Source organism: Serratia sp. AR11, assembly GCF_056376275.1.
The window spans coordinates 2,025,852-2,042,576 of record NZ_CM150739.1 but is presented as its reverse complement, the minus strand read 5'-3'; the positions used below and the strand labels follow the sequence as shown (position 1 = coordinate 2,042,576).

Sequence of the window (16,725 nt, the reverse complement as noted above, 5' to 3'; positions counted from 1 at the left end):
TCCTTTATCTCGGACATACTTTCGGCTCCTTCATCCTGATGGGCTCTTTAATCGGGTAGGCCGGGCTGCCATAGGTGTAGCAACTGGTGGTCACTTTCACCTCATCGCAGGGCAAAAAGTGCACAGTGATGCCACAGACATCCTGGCCGTTATAGTCAGGCACCGGGACAGTTTTGCTGTGCTGACGATTTTGAGCCTTCATTTTCTTAGCCCAAGCGAGATATTTTTCATCATCGCCAAATCCAGGAGAACCCTCTGTATCACCCACACCAGTCTCCCAGTCAATACGCACCGTCATACCCGGCGTCCACCGCGCGGGAACGCTATAGCAGCAGCCACCGCCACCGCCCTGGAACGGACCAATAATGTCGATGCCCGACTGGTTATTCACACTAAAGTGATTAATCGCCCATTTGGTGTGGTTGATGGCATCAATCGTGCCACCGCCACCCCGAGCCTGAGCGACGGGCTGTGAGCAGCCGGTTAACAGCAGCAGACCCGCCAACAGCGGGCTCAATAATGAATGTTTCATCTAACTTTCCTTGTAGAAGCGGGACTAAAGAGGGAGCGGCGGCGGGGCCCATGCCAAGTCGGTTTCCTTTATCTCGGACATACTTTAGGCTCCGTCATCCTGATGGGCTCTTTAATCGGGTAGGCCGGGCTACCGTAGGTGTAGCAACTGGTGGTCACCTTCACTTCGTCACAGGGCAGAAAATGCACCGTAATGCCGCAGGTATCCTGACCGTTATAGTCAGGCACCGGGACGGTTTTGCTGTGCTGGCGGTGGCTCGCTTTGACTTTTTTTTCCCATTCCAGATACTTATTCCAATTTTCATACCCAGGGAAATCATCTGTTGATGCCTCTCCACTTTCCCAGTCAACACGCACCGTCATACCCGGCGTCCATCGGGCGGGAACGCTATAGCAGCAGCCACCGCCACCGCCCTGGAACGGACCGATAATGTCGATGCCCGACTGGTTATTTACACTAAAGTGATTAATCGCCCATTTGGTGTGGTTGATGGCATCAATGGTGCCACCGCCACCCCGAGCCTGAGCGACGGGCTGTGAGCAGCCGGTTAACAGCAAACCCACAGCGAGAACGCAGATTCTAAGGGGCATCAGGCTGTTGCTCCTGTGGCAAGCCATCTTTTCATTACCCAGGCCTCTCGCGCATCATCCAGAATAATGCCCTGATCCGTTGCCTCCAACATGCCTTGGTAGCAGTCGGAAAATAGCGTCTGCCGTGATGCATACACGCCGGCAGGCGGCGCACGGTGCCCCAGCAATACCATGACATCGCATATGCACATCAGCTGTTCCAGTTGGCGATCGCTGAGTTCGATTTTCTGGCTTTTCTCGCCGCGTGCCGGCGGCGTACCGTTACCGTTCAGGCCCCTAGACCTGCCGTCCATATCCTGCCAGGCCCAGAACAGTGCCGGGCGCAGCAAAGGATTTTGCTGTTCCTCGCTGAGGATATGCGTAAAAAGCAGGGGGAATATCCGCGTATCGTAAAAGCGTAAAATCCCGCCTCTGCCTTCCTGTAGGCAATCCATACACTGCGTCAGCCAGTTCGCCAGGGAGGGCAAGCTCCAGGCGGAGCACAGCAGCAACAACGGCGCCTTAACGGCAGCCTGCTGGCTGATTTCCTGCAGCCACGCCATCTGCTGAATATCATCAAGGACCAGGCGCGCAACCAACGGCGCGTCATCGACAATAAATTCTTCCGGCAAGCCACGATAAAGCGACAGCCAGGGTACCGACAGCGCATTCAGCGCCGGGATAACGCTGAAGTCCAGACCGGCCTGATCGATGATAATATCTAGATAATCGACGGCGGATGCCCGGCAAGCCGCTGCCACTTCCCCAATCCATAGCCTGGTCATTTATGCCTCCCTGGGCACGAAGCCTTGCGCCTGCGCCTGCGCTTTTTTCAGGCACTCTTTACACACCGACGCCGGCAATTCAGGCAGTGGGAAATCCTCACTGGCGGGCCCCTGCAAGTTATGCTGCCCCTTCAGACTGATTAATCCAGGCCCGTGAATTTCGACTTCCCCCTGCGGGGTCAGGCGTATGTAAGCGCCGCCACAGCCGATAGTGATACCGTTTTTCGCCGTCAGTTGCAGGTGCCCCTGCGTGGACTGGACGGTGATATCTTTCAGTGACGTCAGCGATAAGGTATCGGCATGAGATTCCACCGTCAGCGGCCCCCTGGCCGACACCAGACGCATCCCTTCATCCTTGGCCAACAGGGATATCGCTTTGCTGGCATTGACTGAATAGCGTTGCGCCGTGGCAATATTCACTTCCCCCAAACTCTGCAGGTACAGGCCTTTTCCGCTGTGCAACAGCGTAGTTTCAGGGGTTACAGCAGCGATACCTTTTGGCGCGCTCATCAGTAAGGCTGCTTCTTTCAGTTCACTGGCCCCGTTAACCAATACTCCAAGCGGATCCGTATCTGGGGAAAAATTATGATGCGTCTGGGTGATGCTTCCCCATTCGGTTAGCTGGTTCAGCGCCCCTTTCAGCAGGCTGACCGCCGGTTGCATCTCCAGCACCTGGCCCTGCGCCTTTGCCTGACCGTCTGCGCTGATGAAAATGCCCTTCTGCGCCCGAATCGCGCCCCAGCTGTCGGTTCTGAGTTCAAAACCCTCGCCCCGTTTTTGCTTCTCGCTGTCAACGAGATGTCCGAGATTCAGCTGGCTCTTGCCGCCGTACTCCGTGCTGACCTTGATATGCTCCTGGCCCCGGCTGTCATCGAGGCGGATTTTGTTGTTGCTCGGTGTACGCAGTACGTTGCGCTTGTAGTTACGGATGGTGACATGGTCGCCGTGCGCCGAGTCGTGCAACACGCCGGAGATGTACGGCCTGTCCGGGTTGCCGTCCTCAAAGCCTATCGCCACTTCGGTGCCTGCCAGCAGCGGCAGGTGCAGACCATAAGTGTCGCCGGCGTACGGGCGGGACTGACGCACCCACAGGCTCTCGAACCCGGTCTCCCAGTTATCACGGTCAAACAGCATGTTGACGCGATAGCGGCCGTCTTTATCGATATGCCCGTAGGTGTCGTTTTCCGTGGTGCTGGTCACGCGGGCGGGCAATGTGCCCGCCATGACAGGGCATGAGCCTGGCTCAGGACGGAAACAAAAATCCGTGCTGTCCGGGATACCGCTGAAATGCACCTCAAAATCTTTATCACGGCGGGCCGCGCTTTTCATCCCGGTGATGAGCACGCCCTGGCTGAACGCCTCCGCCACTTCATAACCGCCGGTAACTTTCAGTACCTGTCCGGGCGCCAGTGTCGGGCAACTGGTGATAGCGCTGAGTTGGGTCTGGCCGTTCAGGTAGCGTTCGTGACGCACGCGGGCATAAAACGCGCCGGACTCCGGAGCCGGGTTAGGGTCATAAGTGCTGCCCTGCGTCAGGTAGTTGTCGGCATAGTGGTAAGCCTCGCCGTAGGTGGTGCTGTCGCCGCGGGTCGCATCTACCTGGGTGTTCATGTCATTGGTGGCCTGGCGGTAGTTGTAATCGTGGGTACTGACCTGCTTTTGCACCACGTTGTGATGGCTCGCCATCCCCCATACCGAATCCATGCCTTGCGCGTGCTGGCCCGATGGCGGTACCGACGGCAGAATCAGGCCTTTTTCGTAGCCCTGCCGGCTGTCGTAAAACTCCACCACATCGATGTTCAGGCGTGTGTCGGTGGTGAAACGGAACCAGATCCCCACCTCACCCAGCAGGCGGGTGATAAAGTGCAGGTCATCCTCGCCGTACTGCATCACCTGTTCACGCCGCGGGTATTCTCTGGTTAGCGAAAACAGAAAATCCTGCCCGCGCAGGTTGTGGCGCTCGCGCAGGATTTTTTCCACAATCTGCGGCACCGACATATCCTGATAAACCGCGTTCTGACGCGAGCGGTCGAGCAATGCCAGACGCGGCTGTAGCGTCAGGGCGTAATGGGTTTCATCTTTTGAGGTGCTGAGGCGTTCAAAGCCACTCACCACGCCCTGGAGAACCCGAAGCGGCTGCTGAATTTTAATGCCATAGCCCTGGTCGACCGGTGCCTGCAACGTCAGAGCCCCCGTTTTCATCAGCATCATTTCCTTGCTGATGGCGTGGTCGTTACTGGTGAACTCAATACGGTAGCTGAACGGCTTGCTCAGGGCCTCGTTGCCTTCAAACGCCAGCACATCAAGTTCTGACTCACCTCCTTTTATCGTCAGCAGGTGGTGGTTATGGCTGAATCTTATCGGGAGACTGGTGCTCATACGCGCTCTCCTTGTGTAGGGTCAAACTCCAGCCCTATGCCCTCTTCCTCACTCCAGCCAAGACGTAACGACCGCGGTTTCTGTTTTGCAGCCATGCGAGTCAGCAACTGCTGGCTCAGCACCGGCAAAATTTGCTGATTGAGCAGGCTGTCGACGTTACGCGCGCCGGTATCCGGCAGCAGGCAGGCGGCGGTAAGGGCGTCGAAAAGACTTTCGTCGATATGCGTGGTCAGGCCGTAGTGACGGTGCAGGCGTTTGCTGACCTGTCCGAGTTTCATTTCAACAATGATGCGCATCGCGGGCTCACTCAGCGGGCGGTAAATCACCGTCTGGAAGCGGGCCAGCAGCGCGGGCTGGAAGTGGTCACGCAATATTGGGCGCAGCAGTTCGTGCAAATCGCCTTCGGTGGCTTCTGGCTGTTGATCCAGCCGTTGCATGATGGGGTCGCTGCCGAGGTTTGAGGTCATCAGGATCACGGTGTTACGGAAATCAATTTCGCGCCCTTCGCCGTCACGCATAAAGCCCCGGTCAAACACCTGATAGAACAGGTTCATCACGTCGCGGTGCGCTTTCTCCACCTCGTCGAGCAGCACCACGCTGTACGGGCGTTTACGCACCGCTTCGGTCAGAATGCCGCCCTGCCCGTAACCGACGTAGCCCGGTGGCGAGCCCTTCAACTGGGAAACGGTATGCGGCTCCTGGTATTCGGACAGATTGATAGTGATAAGCGATTTCTCACCGCCGTACAGCACATCGGCCAGCGTGAGTGCGGTTTCGGTTTTACCCGTGCCGCTCGGGCCGACCAGCAGGAACACGCCCTGCGGACCATTCTCCGAGGTCAGGCCGGTTTTGGCGGCGCGCAGGCGCTGCGCAATCGCGCTGAGCGCCACATCCTGGCCTACAACGCGTTTGCCGATTTCCGCTTCCAGACCCAACAGTTCAGTCTGCTCGTCTTTCATCAATGAAGAGAGCGGGACACCGGTCCAGTCGGCAATCACGTTGGCCACGGTTCGGGTGTCCACATCCACCTGAATCAACGCCTCATCCCGTTGCAGGTTTTTCAGCTGTTGCTGCAGGTTGTGGACGTCCGCCTGGCGGCGGCAGCCCTCTGAGTGAGAAGCCTGACGACAAACCATCAGTTGCTCTGCCAGTGCTTTCTCTTCGCTAAAGCGTTGATCTAGCGTGCCGATATCCGCATCCAGCGCAAGGCACAATTTTTCAATCCCGGCCAACCGCTCACAATGGGAATGACCGCCGACAGCGATATCTTCCAGTAAGGCCTGCTCTTCCAGAACCAGTGCAATCCGCTGCGCTTTCAGACGGGTAATTTCTTCAGGCACGGTTTCGAGGCCCATGCGCACACGGGCGCTTGCGGTGTCGAGCAGGTCAACCGCCTTGTCCGGCAATTGACGGCCGGTCAGGTAACGGCGAGAGAGCGTGACTGCGGCTTTAATTGCGTCATCGGTGATATGCACGCCGTGATGTTCGGCATAACGGGATTTCAGGCCTCGCAGCATTAAACAGGCCGTGTCGTCGTCCGGCTCGTCGACCTTAACCATCTGAAAGCGGCGCTCCAGCGCGGCATCGCGTTCAAAATACTGCTTGTATTCGCTCCAGGTGGTAGCGGCGATAGTTCTGAGTTCGCCACGCGCCAACGCGGGTTTGAGCAGGTTAGCTGCATCTCCCCCACCTGCCTGATTGCCTGCACCGATAATGGTGTGTGCTTCGTCGATAAACAACAGAATAGGGGTCGGAGACTGCTGCACGGCGTCGATAACGTTTTTCAGGCGCTGCTCAAACTCACCTTTCACACCGGCCCCCGCCTGCAGCAGGCCCAGGTCGAGGGTGCGCAGGCTGACGGTTTTCAGTGATTCCGGAACATTTCCTTCGGCAATGCGCAGCGCCAGGCCTTCCACCAGCGCCGTTTTACCCACACCCGGTTCGCCGACCAGAATCGGGTTGTTCTTGCGACGTCTTGAGAGAATATCCACCATCTGGCGGATTTCGGTATCGCGGCCAAAGACCGGGTCAATGTTGCCCTCTTTCGCTTTAGCGGTGACATCAAGCGTGAACTTATCCAGTGCGTTCTGGAGCGCAGGATTGAGTTCACCTTCTTTTATCTCTGCACCGACCGGACGGCCGACGAATTCAACGTCTCCACCGTGCGTCTGTGCCAGCGCTTCTTCCTGCTGAACGTCCTCACGCTCGTCCGATTGTGCGTCCAGCAACGGGCGCAGACGCTCAAGCTGGCTCTGCCCCAGCGTCAGCAGCGGCCACACGCCATCACAGCGCAGCATTTTGGGCATTTCTATCATTGCGGCCAACAAATGCACACTACGGATGTGTTCGCTGCCTTCAAGCGAGGCAAACATCCACGCCTGTTTCAACAAGGATTCAATGGCGCCTGACAACTGAGGACGGCTGCGCACGGAACGCGGCAGGTTATCCAGCCAGTCGAGCAAATCCTGCCACAGAGCGTCCATGTCCCACTCATAACGGCGCGCCAGCACCGTCAGGTCACCTTCGCCCTGCTCCAGCAGTTTCAGCAGCCAGTGTTCGGGTAAAATTGCGGCATGGGCGCGGGTCTGACACAGGCTTGCTGCACCTTCTAACGCACGGGCACAGTAAGGATTAAGGCGACGTAACAAGGCGGCTGAATTTTCCATAATTCTCTCTCTTTATCGGTTCCCTGGCACGCTACCGCCCATCGCTATTTCCTGTAAAAGGAACCTAAAGCGCAAAAGGTCAGGCGGGCAGATTGTGTTTTTCTTTGCTGAGTGCCCGCACGGCAGACACTCAGCAAAAAACTGCGGACAGGAAAACCTGCCCGCATCAGGCTTACGCCGTGGCGCGTTCGTTCCAGGAATCGGAATGAATGATGTTGCCGTCTTTGTAGGTCCAGGTGATTTTTTCGTAACGCAGCTCAAGCTGTTCGAGGTGATTGTGTTTCTCGTAAGCCGGGTCTTTCACGTCATGCATGACCGGATTCACCTTCACCACCTTCACGTTTTCCAGCTTGGTGTTGAAGTACTCCACTTCCTGACCGGCGTCGTTGATTTTGTACCACTTGAATTCAGCTGATTTCAGGGTCTGACCGGTGGTCACTGCCTTGTACAAATACGGGCTGGAAGAGTCGATTTCCTTGGTGAACAGGAACGGGGTATGGATACGGGTGCCGGTCAGCTTGCCGGTGTTGTTATCGGTCGGGATATACAGGTTGTGTTGCTGCGCCACCACTTCAATGCTGCCTTCGCGGTCTTTAACATCTACAGATCCTTTAATGTCCGCGCCGCCGTCGTCTTTCAGCCAAAGATAAACTGGAATTGCCATGGTTTACTTCTCCATTTCGTTTTTTGATACGTCACCATCCAGTGATGACGTCAGGGTGTTGCCCGGTATCCGGCAGGCATCTGCCTGAGGTACCAGACTGATTTCGACACTCCGGTTAAGCGCACGGCCTTCCGGAGTGTCATTGGTGGCAACCGGCCGACTTTCGCCATAGCCCTGCACCGCAAAACAACTTTCCGGCACATCGCCGGTATCACGCATCCAGTCGCGTACTGCTGCGGCACGTTTCTGGGAAAGCGTCTGATTGAGTGCTGGATTGCCGGTGTTATCCGTGTGGCCTGCTACCACAATCAGCCAGCCCGGCTTGGCTTTGATGCCCACCAGGGAGTTAATGAGCATTTTGGTGGAGCCCGCCTTCAGCGCGTATTTACCGGAATCGAACAGCGACATGCTGTCGAGCCGCACAATTTTCGGGGCCGGCTTCGGTTGAGGTTTTGACGGCGGTGGCGGCGGAACATACGAGCGGATCGCATCCAGCAGCGGCATTCGCAGACGCTCGCCCTGATACAGGCCGAGGCTCATCCAGGCCGGTACGCCATTACGCGCCTGGTCATCCAGCTGCGCGGCATCCTCTCGCAGGACCGCGACGGCATCGGTTTTCGGACCGTAATCATCTATCGGGATATGGTCATACCGGGCAATATCGAAGCTTACACGGTGCAGCAGCTGGCGATTGTTCCAGCCACTGCTGAGCAGCGCCGCAATGGCCGCCAGTGTGAAGATCCCGAGTGCACAGCGCCAGGCACGACCCCGCGAGGTTAATCCTCGCCCTTCCGGCAGCAGCGGCAGGACGAAATCCGGGAGTGGTGATATCACCGTACTGTCCGTCCCCACCGGCTGCCAACCCGTCACCTGCTGCATAGCTGTGTGACGCGACAACCACGCCGTCCAGGCCGATGACGCCAGGCTCCCGGCAAGGATAGGCCCCATTCCCCACAGCACCGCTGTAGGTGCAATGGCCTGAACATCGGGGTTCTCATCCAAAAAGACGGCATTGACGTGCTGATGGAACCAGCTCATCAGGCTGTTCATCAGCACCTGTTGCTGCATTGCTGGCGTTCCGCCGGTAGTGACCCATGCGGCGATAGAGCTCGGTGCTGAAGACTCCCGCCAGACCCTCACCCCTTCTCCCGGGATCGCCGCCTGCCAGAGCAGCTCATTCGTTATCGCGCTGCCGACCTGACCATTCAGTATCAGCGGCACAGAATGCCCGGTATCCTTACGCAACTGGCTGATTTGCCAGCGCAGAGTCAGCAGGCGGCTGGTCAGTGCTTCGCAGTCAGCGTGCTTCTGCGGGCAGACACTGACCATCACCGACAGCTGACGCCCCCAGTCAGGGCGCTGCCACAGTACCTGTCGGGCCACCTGCTCCAGGTTCAGGTGGTCTTCCACCCGGATCCAACACCCCTGAGTGACGGTCAGCACCGGTGACTGATGCGGCCAGGCCAACGACAGATCGCCACAGACCAACACCACCGGCTGGCGATATGCCGCCTCCGGGAGAGCTTGCAGACCCAGGGTGACGTCGTGCTGAACACGACGGCTGGCGACGTACCAGGACGCCGCAATCAGCCCCAGAACAACCAGAAAAACAAGAACGGACACCAGCCGGGATGCAGGCAGAAAAACCAGGCAGACCACTGCACTCAGCAGGACGGCCCACAGCGCAAGCCCACGCTGTTGTGCAGGACTCATTTCACGGCTCCCGGCAACAGGGTCAACAGCATCTGATCGAGCCAGTTGTTCAGCCCCCACCACAGGGCGGCGACCACAATCACGCTCAGGCCAATCCGCACCGGCCATGACGCCAGCCATCCCCCCATTCCCCGCCCGGCACGGCTTTCCGACAGGACAGGATGGGCTTGTGGATAGCTGAAGGTCGGGACATGTTCACTGAGTGCGCTGACGAGTTTCTGGCGCTCCGGGTCGTTCAGTGAGCGGAAACTGCCGAGGAATCCCAGCATCATGACCCGCTGAAAGCAGGTCACGACAGCCTGGTCTGGAGTCGGTTCACGCAGCACATCGCGCATCCGATCGCACAGGGTGTCACCGGCATCCATGGTGCCGAGGAAATGCCCCTGCAGCGGAATGTCATACCACTGTACGCAGGCATCATCTTCCACACCGCGACCTTTGACCGCCTCGTCGAGCAGCGCACACTGTGCAGTGAGAATATGCTGACAGCTGGCCTCATCGAGTTCGCTCGCTTTCAACTCACGCTGTACACGCTCGACATCAGTAATGCAGTGCTCCCACAGTTTGCGTCCTTCCCCGTCCTGGAATTTCGGGCCGTGGCGCAGGCTGACGACCTGTAGCCAGGTGTCTTGCAGCAGGGCATCGATATCAATGGACGCGGCTGTCCCGCGTTGACGTTCACTCATGTTCTCAGCACCGCAAAGAGTTCAAGCTCCGGCTCACCAAGCATACCCGGCACATAAAACATGCAGTTGCCGCTGTCGAGCATGTCAGTTGCCAGGGGATGGGAGACATCGAGGCTGAAATATTGGTTCTCCAGACGCAGTGGAATGGCCGCCGGCACATGGCGCAGCGGTGTCAGCGGAACCCCGACGCGTGAGGAATTCACGATACCCCTGACATGATCCGGGCTTCCCACTTTGCACTGACGCGGGAACTGCTCCTGCAGCTGCGCCACCGGCATCGGCATCGGGGAGCGTACCGACAGGTAGTAGTCGGCACCTTCACGCAGACGGGGATCGTGCAGACGTGCCTGCCAGAAGTGCAGCCGCTTATCGTGCTCAAGCTCAATTGACACCACCCGTGACGGCAGGCTCGCTTCCAGCAAATCGCTCAGTAGATCAAACAGCGGTGGGAAAACGGCATTCAGTTGCTCGTGCTGATAGGCCGGTATCGCACTCACCTGATGTTCCAGGGAGAAGGTCAGCAAACTGCCGGCCAGACGGGACAGTTCGGTATGAAGGCGTTCTGCCGGGCTCTGCAGGTTGAGCTGGAACTGGCCCAGCACCGGCTCAGCACTGTTGAGGGCATTCAGCAGCCAGAACAGGGATACGTCAGCCACCGCAAAATCCGCCATCCGCTCATTGCTTTCGCGGCGCATGGCCATCAAACGGATCAGACGGGCGCGCAGTTGGGTCATCAGCTGTTCGAGTTGGGTCGCCAACCAGCGGCTGCTCTGTACGGTCAGCAGCGGCGGGAGAAAACTGTCATCAATCCGCCAGACGCCCTGCAAATCCTGCTGCAGACGGGCCACCGGGCAGGTCAGATAATCACCGTTATTCTGATGGGCAAAGCGCAACGTCAGTTCCGGCTGCATCACCGCTATCTGGCGGGTGTCCTCACCAAACTGGTTACGCACGTCCCGCCAACGCTGACGGTAACGCACCGGACGATCGGCCACCTCGTCAGGTTGCAGGCAGTTGCCGCCATTCGCCCGCAGCAGGGGCAGCGCCAGTAGCACCACCACATCATGCGATTCACTGTCCAGTGACAGAACCGGCGGCAGCGCATCGGCATTATCTGTATCGATAAGTGTCCCATCCGGGAAACGGACATGCAGCTTACGGGCCTGCAGACGACCGAGTTTCAGTGCGTCCGGTTCAAAGGCAGACTCAATCATTCCCCAGGGGTGATTGAGTCCCATTCGGGCAATGCATTCCGCAGACCAGGCCGCATACGCAGCCTGTTGCTGGAAATGCTGGGGAGAGACCATGATGCCCCTGCCCCATAACGGTTGTTCCGTTTTCATCGGCTTCCTGCCTTATTAGGCTTTCGCTTTCGGCATCTGGGAAACCAGCGACAGATTCACGTCCATCCCTTCCACCTGGAAGTGCGGCACGGCATACAGCTTCACGCGGAAGAAGCCCGGGTTATCCTCGATATCCTCCACAATGACTTTCGCATCACGCAGCGGGTGAGACGCCTGCAGGTCATCGCCTGGATCGGTCATTTCTGTCACCAGGCTACGCACCCAGGTATTGAGTTCCAGTTCCAGCAAGCGGCGGTCCTTGGTGGTGCCGATATTTTCACGCTGAATAAGCTTCAGGTAGTGCGCGATACGAGACAGCAGGAAGATATACGGCAAGCGCGAATTAATGCGGCTGTTGGCCGTCGCATCGGCGGTGTCATACAGCGCCGGTTTCTGGGTGGAGTTGGCGGAGAAGAAACAGGAATAATCACGATTCTTGTAGTACGACAGCGGGATAAAGCCGAGGTTGGCGAATTCAAATTCGCGGGTTTCCGGGATCATCACCTCACTCGGGATCTTCACCTGATTGCCGGTGCCCAGATCGTACAGATGGATAGGCAGATCCTGAACGGCACCACCGGCCTGCGGGCCACGGATTTGTACACACCAGCCGTTGTTGATGAAGCTGCGCACCATGTTGGCGGCAAACGCAAACGAGGCGTTGGTCCACAGATATTTGTCGTGATCCGGGCCTTTCACTTCTTCGACGTAGTTGAAGCTGCGCACCGGCACGGTGTCCGGACCGTACGGCAGCCGGCCCAGTACACGCGGCATCACCAGGCCGATATAGCGGGAGTCATCCGTCTCGCGGAAGGATTTCCACTTGATGTATTCGGCACGATCGAAGTAGTTGCCAATATCTTTAATCGCCGCCACGTCTTCCATATTGTCTTTGAGGAAGAATTTCGGGCCAGCAGAGCCGATAAACGGCATATGTGCTGCAGCAGACACTTTCGAAATGTTGCGCAACAGGGCAACGTCCTGCGCAGAGGCATCAAACTCGTAGGCAGAAATCAGCGCGGCAATCGGCTCTCCACCCGGAGAATCGTATTCTGCGGTATATGTGTGCTGGTATAATCCGCTCTGAATAATCTCCGGCGCGTCTTCAAAATCCTGACGCAGGTCGTCTTTCGACAGATCAAGCAGCTCGATTTTGACGTTCTGACGGAAGTCGGTTTTGTCGACCAGCGACTTCACCCCGCGCCACAGGGATTCTACCGACTGGAATGCCTCATGGTGCATGACCGCATCCAGTTGGCGGCTAATCTGATAATCCAGCTCCGCGATGTGGTGGTCAATCAGGGTTCTGTCCAGCTTTTCGACCCTGGAGCCCGCTTTGCTCAGGCACTCCAGAAATACCTGCATCCCGGCCGTCAGGCGCTCATCTGCCGTGGCATCGGACATTGCCTGGTTATCCTGCCAGATATCCAGCGCACTCAACTCGGAGACCGGACTTAAGTTAATTTTTTCAAACAGGGAAGCATACACGCTGCTCGCTTCCGGACGCTCCAGCACCACGCTCTCACCGCCAGCGGTATTCTCATTTTTTACAGACATCAGCATTTTCTCTTCGTTAATCCGTTAAACATCGCGACCGTTATGCTTGCTTCGGTGCCAGAGCAGACAGCTCACTACGCAGTTCAGCGCTAAGCGCCGGGTCGAGCAGGATTTTTTCCAGCTCTTTGCGGAAAGCCTGGTTATCCAACAGGTTGGCTTTCAGGTCGCGGAGAAGATTGCGCATGGCAAGCATGGCTTTAAGCTGGGGGATCTGGCGGGCTACCTGCTCCGGTGTGAAATCGTTCATCTCACGGAAAGTCAGGCTGACGTTCTCTTCGCTACTGTCACCGGCCAGGGTGTTTTCAACGGAAAGATTTACGGAGGGAGAGAATTCTGCCAACACGCTGTCAAAATTGTTTTTATTAACGTTGACCTTTTCACGCTCAGACAGCGGGCGTTGCTCGGCACCATTGCTGTAATCCCCCACCACCATCAACTTAAGGGGCAATTCGGTTTTCTTCTGAGCACCACCGGTGTGCAGATCGAGTTTTATGTTGACGCGAGCTTTGGGGATCTCGGACTGATAGGAGTTAGACATGGCTGTCCCTGTTCTATGGAATGATAGAAATGGTCAATGCCACTGAGCAATTAATAAGAAATGCTTATCTTGCCAAAACAACATCCCTGCTCGTGCCATCCGGCACAAATCAAAATCGGGGTCAAAAGCGAGCGCATTCCATTCACTAGCGAGCATGACACAGTATTTTTAGGTTTTTATCTGAAAAGTGATAATTTCAGAATGTTACCTATTAATTGGAGTGTAAAAACGTTAGCGGTGTGATTGGAAATTAAATTTTGTAACCAATGATTACAAAAAAAGATTTAACAATAAAAGATCATCAAATTGATTTGTAAGAACTTTCCTAGAAAGGCACCACAAATAGCGTGGGATAGGGGCGTGCAGTAAATGATCAATCAGACTTAAGGTCAGCATTGGGTGAATTTCAACCGCCTTGCGAGAAAAGTCTGATTTTATAATTTTTTAAAAAAATGCGAGGCCGCGCATGACTGAACAAGCAAAAAGATAACGGCCCGCCTCGCTAGCAAGACCTTTGCCTTTCACTTAAATGATGTTTACTTATTTTCGCAGAGTGGAGTTCGAGAAGAAATCATTGGTTGTACAACCCGGAGGACGTTTTCTGTTTCAGTTGATGGCAGTGAACCGATCGCCTTCAATGATGTGCTCTCGTGGGTTGGGGTGAGCAACGTGCACGTTGCCAGGGGGGAAGCTGCGTAACCTGTCCGATGTATTCTCACGGCTACCAGCGCGAGCCAGAGGGATTGGCATGCTGAATGGCATGCCGAGGGGAAAACAAAATAAAAAACCCCGCGCTCAGAGAGCACGGGGTCATAATTTATGGCGGAGGAGCAGACCTCTTATCTCACATCTAATTCAATCCAACGCAATTCAATTAACCTTTTAATATCATCAAGTTATTTACAATGCTCATTTAAAGCTGTTCAATCAAATCCACTGATAGCCAAAACAAATGGCATACCGAATGGCATACTGGATTTCGAGGAAAACCCATGGCTGTAATCACCGACACCAAAGCAAAAAATATCAAACCAGACGATAAACCTATCCCTCACGGCAACGTAACTGGCCTGGCACTTCACCCATCCTCAAAACGGGGGCGCGGAAAATGGGTGCTCCGTTTTCTAAGCCCTCAAACACAAAAGCGCCGTAACGCGGGGCTAGGTATTTACCCCGAGATCGGTATCGCCGAAGCCGGAAAGCTTGCCAGAACTATGCGCGAACAATTAGCCGCAGGTATCGACCCACTCGAATTACAAAATCAGGAAAAAGTGGTGGCCCCGACTTTCGAAGAGGCTGCACGAAAAGTACATATTGAATTGCTTCCAGGTTGGAAAAACGACAAGCATGGCAAGCAGTGGATCTCTACACTTGAAAAATATGCGCTCCCGTTTATCGGCTCAATGAAACTGGATAATCTCACTGCAGCCAATATTGCAGCAGTATTGCGTCCTATCTGGTTGTCTCATTCAGAAACCGCCAGAAGAACACGACAACGTATTCACACTGTAATGGCATGGGGGTGGGCTCATGGGTATTGTTCAGCTAACCCGGTAGATGTTGTAGGTCATTTGCTCCCCCAGCAAACAAGCGCCACTATCCGTCGTGTCCACCAGCCAGCAATGCCATGGGAAAAAATCCCTCTTTTCCTGGCTACACACATCAATCAGGAAGAAACCTTCAACGTAAGTCAGGCATTAATGACTTATGTCATTCTGACTGCCTGTCGTTCTGGTGAGGCAAGGTCTATGCGCTGGTCTGAGGTTGATCTTAAAAACAGAGTCTGGACTATTCCCGCCGAAAAAATGAAAGCGGGAATACAGCATCGAGTGCCTCTACCAAACCAAGCCCTTGCTGTTCTCGGAAAATTACAGGGGTTGCACAAAGATCTTGTTTTCCCCTCCCCGCGTAAGCAAATCGTTTTATCCGATATGGTACTTACCTCGTATTTACGAAGAACAAACGCGGAAAGTGATGTTCCTGATCGGGTAGCAACGGCTCATGGCTTCCGCTCAAGCTTTCGCGACTGGTGTAGCGAACATGGATATCCACGCGATTTAGCGGAACGTGCGTTAGCCCATACGGTGAAAAATAAAGTTGAAGCGGCCTACCACCGTACCGATCTGCTAGAACAACGTCGCCCAATGATGCAGGCATGGGCTGATTACGTATATTCAGCAGTGAAATAACCTACTCCGCGCCTTTCGGGGCGCTTTTCTTTTTTTGCTTAACTACTGCCGCAAAAGCGGCTTTTACATCCACATCATCTCTGGACCAGTCACTGACCAGACGAGGGATTCGGGAACACAGTTCGGCCTGATCATTTCCCGTATTCTGCTCTCCTGAGGAACCTGGGAAACCATGCTGTTCGATAAACACACGTATATCGACATTAATTGCATCCATAGCCGCATTTTTGCTTTTCCAGCCCCCCTCCGGCTGCTTGCCAAGTAGCAAGCGAATAATTTCACTCTTTAGAGGAGTAAAGAGTGCTGCTTTTGCTTTAGCACCATGAGAAGCTTGGTTTTTTTTCTCTGCTTCATTCTGTTGCCATAGCTCATATTCAACCATGCCACGGCACATATCTAGAAGTTCAATTGATTTCAGTAATAACCTGAACCCATCGCGCCAATCCGACACCAAGAAACGCAGCCCTGCATACCAGTTTATTGCCGCCAGAAAGATCCGCTCATTTACTGACTCCTGTATAGTATCAGCCTCTTCAAGTAGCATCAGATCCTGCTTCTGCTCAAAGTCCCGACGCTTCGAGGCACTTTGCACAACACCATCCACTATTTCGCCAATATTGGAATCGTCCCCATTCAACCAAACAATATTGATTTCCCAGCTAACCACATGTAGAGCGAACGCCAGCCGACCTTTCTTATTGTTGAATGACTCTTTTAGCTCATCAACAAAAGAAGTAAGATTAAAATCATCCATAAATCAATAACCTGAGATGTGTAAAAAATGAAGTAACGCAGCCGTATTTTATGTTGCGGCATAACAGAATATCTTTCCTCTCATCCAAAGCAAACCAGATTGAGAGGAAATTCAACGATGACATCACCAACGGTAAAAATCCTGCGCATACCTGCAGTTGCGGCCAAAACAGGCATCGCCCGTTCCACCATATACGACTGGCTCAACCCGAAGTCAGATCGCTACGATGCGACTTTTCCAAAGCAGCGGCGATTAGGGCAACAGTCTGTTGGCTGGCTGGAAGCAGAAATCGACCAGTGGCTTCTGGCACGTAATGTCGCCAAAGATTGAAGTGAATAGACCCTAGTTTC

Annotated in this window: 14 protein-coding genes; 2 read left to right on the top strand and 12 right to left on the bottom strand. The window is 55.1% G+C overall.

The window, feature by feature from the left end:
- Positions 1-4: 4 nt before the first annotated feature.
- From tli1 to tssB, 11 genes are all read right to left on the bottom strand, one after another.
- Positions 5-532 carry a T6SS immunity phospholipase A1-binding lipoprotein Tli1-KP gene (tli1, locus tag ACSOSI_RS09650; RefSeq protein WP_411227460.1) on the bottom strand — a complete coding sequence of 176 codons (528 nt, stop codon included), beginning with the start codon at positions 530-532 and terminating at the stop codon, positions 5-7.
- 68 nt (positions 533-600) lie between these two features.
- Positions 601-1,122 carry a DUF3304 domain-containing protein gene (locus ACSOSI_RS09645; RefSeq protein WP_476706972.1) on the bottom strand — a complete coding sequence of 174 codons (522 nt, stop codon included), beginning with the start codon at positions 1,120-1,122 and terminating at the stop codon, positions 601-603.
- A complete protein-coding gene (locus tag ACSOSI_RS09640; protein ID WP_476706971.1) occupies positions 1,122-1,886 on the bottom strand; it encodes a DUF4123 domain-containing protein in 765 nt (254 codons plus the stop codon). The genes ACSOSI_RS09645 and ACSOSI_RS09640 overlap by 1 nt, the downstream gene beginning before the upstream one ends.
- Positions 1,887-4,265, bottom strand: coding sequence for a type VI secretion system Vgr family protein (locus tag ACSOSI_RS09635; RefSeq protein WP_476706970.1), 2,379 nt, complete (start codon positions 4,263-4,265; stop codon positions 1,887-1,889).
- Positions 4,262-6,931, bottom strand: a complete 2,670-nt coding sequence (gene tssH, locus ACSOSI_RS09630) for a type VI secretion system ATPase TssH (protein ID WP_476706969.1) — start codon at positions 6,929-6,931, stop codon at positions 4,262-4,264. The genes ACSOSI_RS09635 and tssH overlap by 4 nt, the downstream gene beginning before the upstream one ends.
- A 172-nt stretch (positions 6,932-7,103) precedes the next feature.
- Positions 7,104-7,595 carry a type VI secretion system effector Hcp gene (gene hcp / locus ACSOSI_RS09625; RefSeq protein ID WP_012006213.1) on the bottom strand — a complete coding sequence of 164 codons (492 nt, stop codon included), beginning with the start codon at positions 7,593-7,595 and terminating at the stop codon, positions 7,104-7,106.
- Positions 7,596-7,598: 3 nt separating this feature from the next.
- Positions 7,599-9,308: an OmpA family protein gene (locus tag ACSOSI_RS09620; RefSeq protein ID WP_476706968.1), complete on the bottom strand. Its 1,710-nt coding sequence runs from the start codon at positions 9,306-9,308 to the stop codon at positions 7,599-7,601.
- Positions 9,305-9,994 (bottom strand): type VI secretion system protein TssL, short form, encoded by a 690-nt coding sequence (tssL, locus tag ACSOSI_RS09615; RefSeq protein ID WP_476706967.1) that lies wholly within the window; start codon positions 9,992-9,994, stop codon positions 9,305-9,307. Before tssL ends, ACSOSI_RS09620 begins: the two co-directional genes overlap by 4 nt.
- Positions 9,991-11,337: a type VI secretion system baseplate subunit TssK gene (tssK, locus tag ACSOSI_RS09610; RefSeq protein ID WP_476706966.1), complete on the bottom strand. Its 1,347-nt coding sequence runs from the start codon at positions 11,335-11,337 to the stop codon at positions 9,991-9,993. Before tssK ends, tssL begins: the two co-directional genes overlap by 4 nt.
- A gap of 15 nt (positions 11,338-11,352) precedes the next feature.
- Positions 11,353-12,900: a type VI secretion system contractile sheath large subunit gene (gene tssC, locus ACSOSI_RS09605; RefSeq protein WP_259188410.1), complete on the bottom strand. Its 1,548-nt coding sequence runs from the start codon at positions 12,898-12,900 to the stop codon at positions 11,353-11,355.
- Between the two features lie 34 nt (positions 12,901-12,934).
- Positions 12,935-13,432 (bottom strand): type VI secretion system contractile sheath small subunit, encoded by a 498-nt coding sequence (tssB, locus tag ACSOSI_RS09600; protein ID WP_261422746.1) that lies wholly within the window; start codon positions 13,430-13,432, stop codon positions 12,935-12,937.
- A gap of 992 nt (positions 13,433-14,424) precedes the next feature.
- Here tssB and ACSOSI_RS09595 point away from each other — a divergent pair.
- Positions 14,425-15,621, top strand: coding sequence for a tyrosine-type recombinase/integrase (locus ACSOSI_RS09595; RefSeq protein ID WP_476706965.1), 1,197 nt, complete (start codon positions 14,425-14,427; stop codon positions 15,619-15,621).
- A 1-nt stretch (position 15,622) separates the two neighbouring features.
- Here ACSOSI_RS09595 and ACSOSI_RS09590 read toward each other — a convergent pair whose 3' ends face one another.
- Complete coding sequence (locus ACSOSI_RS09590) at positions 15,623-16,375, bottom strand: hypothetical protein (protein WP_413501773.1); 753 nt, start codon at positions 16,373-16,375, stop codon at positions 15,623-15,625.
- Positions 16,376-16,492: 117 nt separating this feature from the next.
- Between ACSOSI_RS09590 and ACSOSI_RS09585 the strand changes: the two genes are divergently transcribed.
- Entirely contained in the window at positions 16,493-16,705 is a 213-nt protein-coding gene (locus ACSOSI_RS09585; protein ID WP_476706964.1) for an AlpA family transcriptional regulator, read from the top strand.
- Positions 16,706-16,725: the final 20 nt, after the last annotated feature.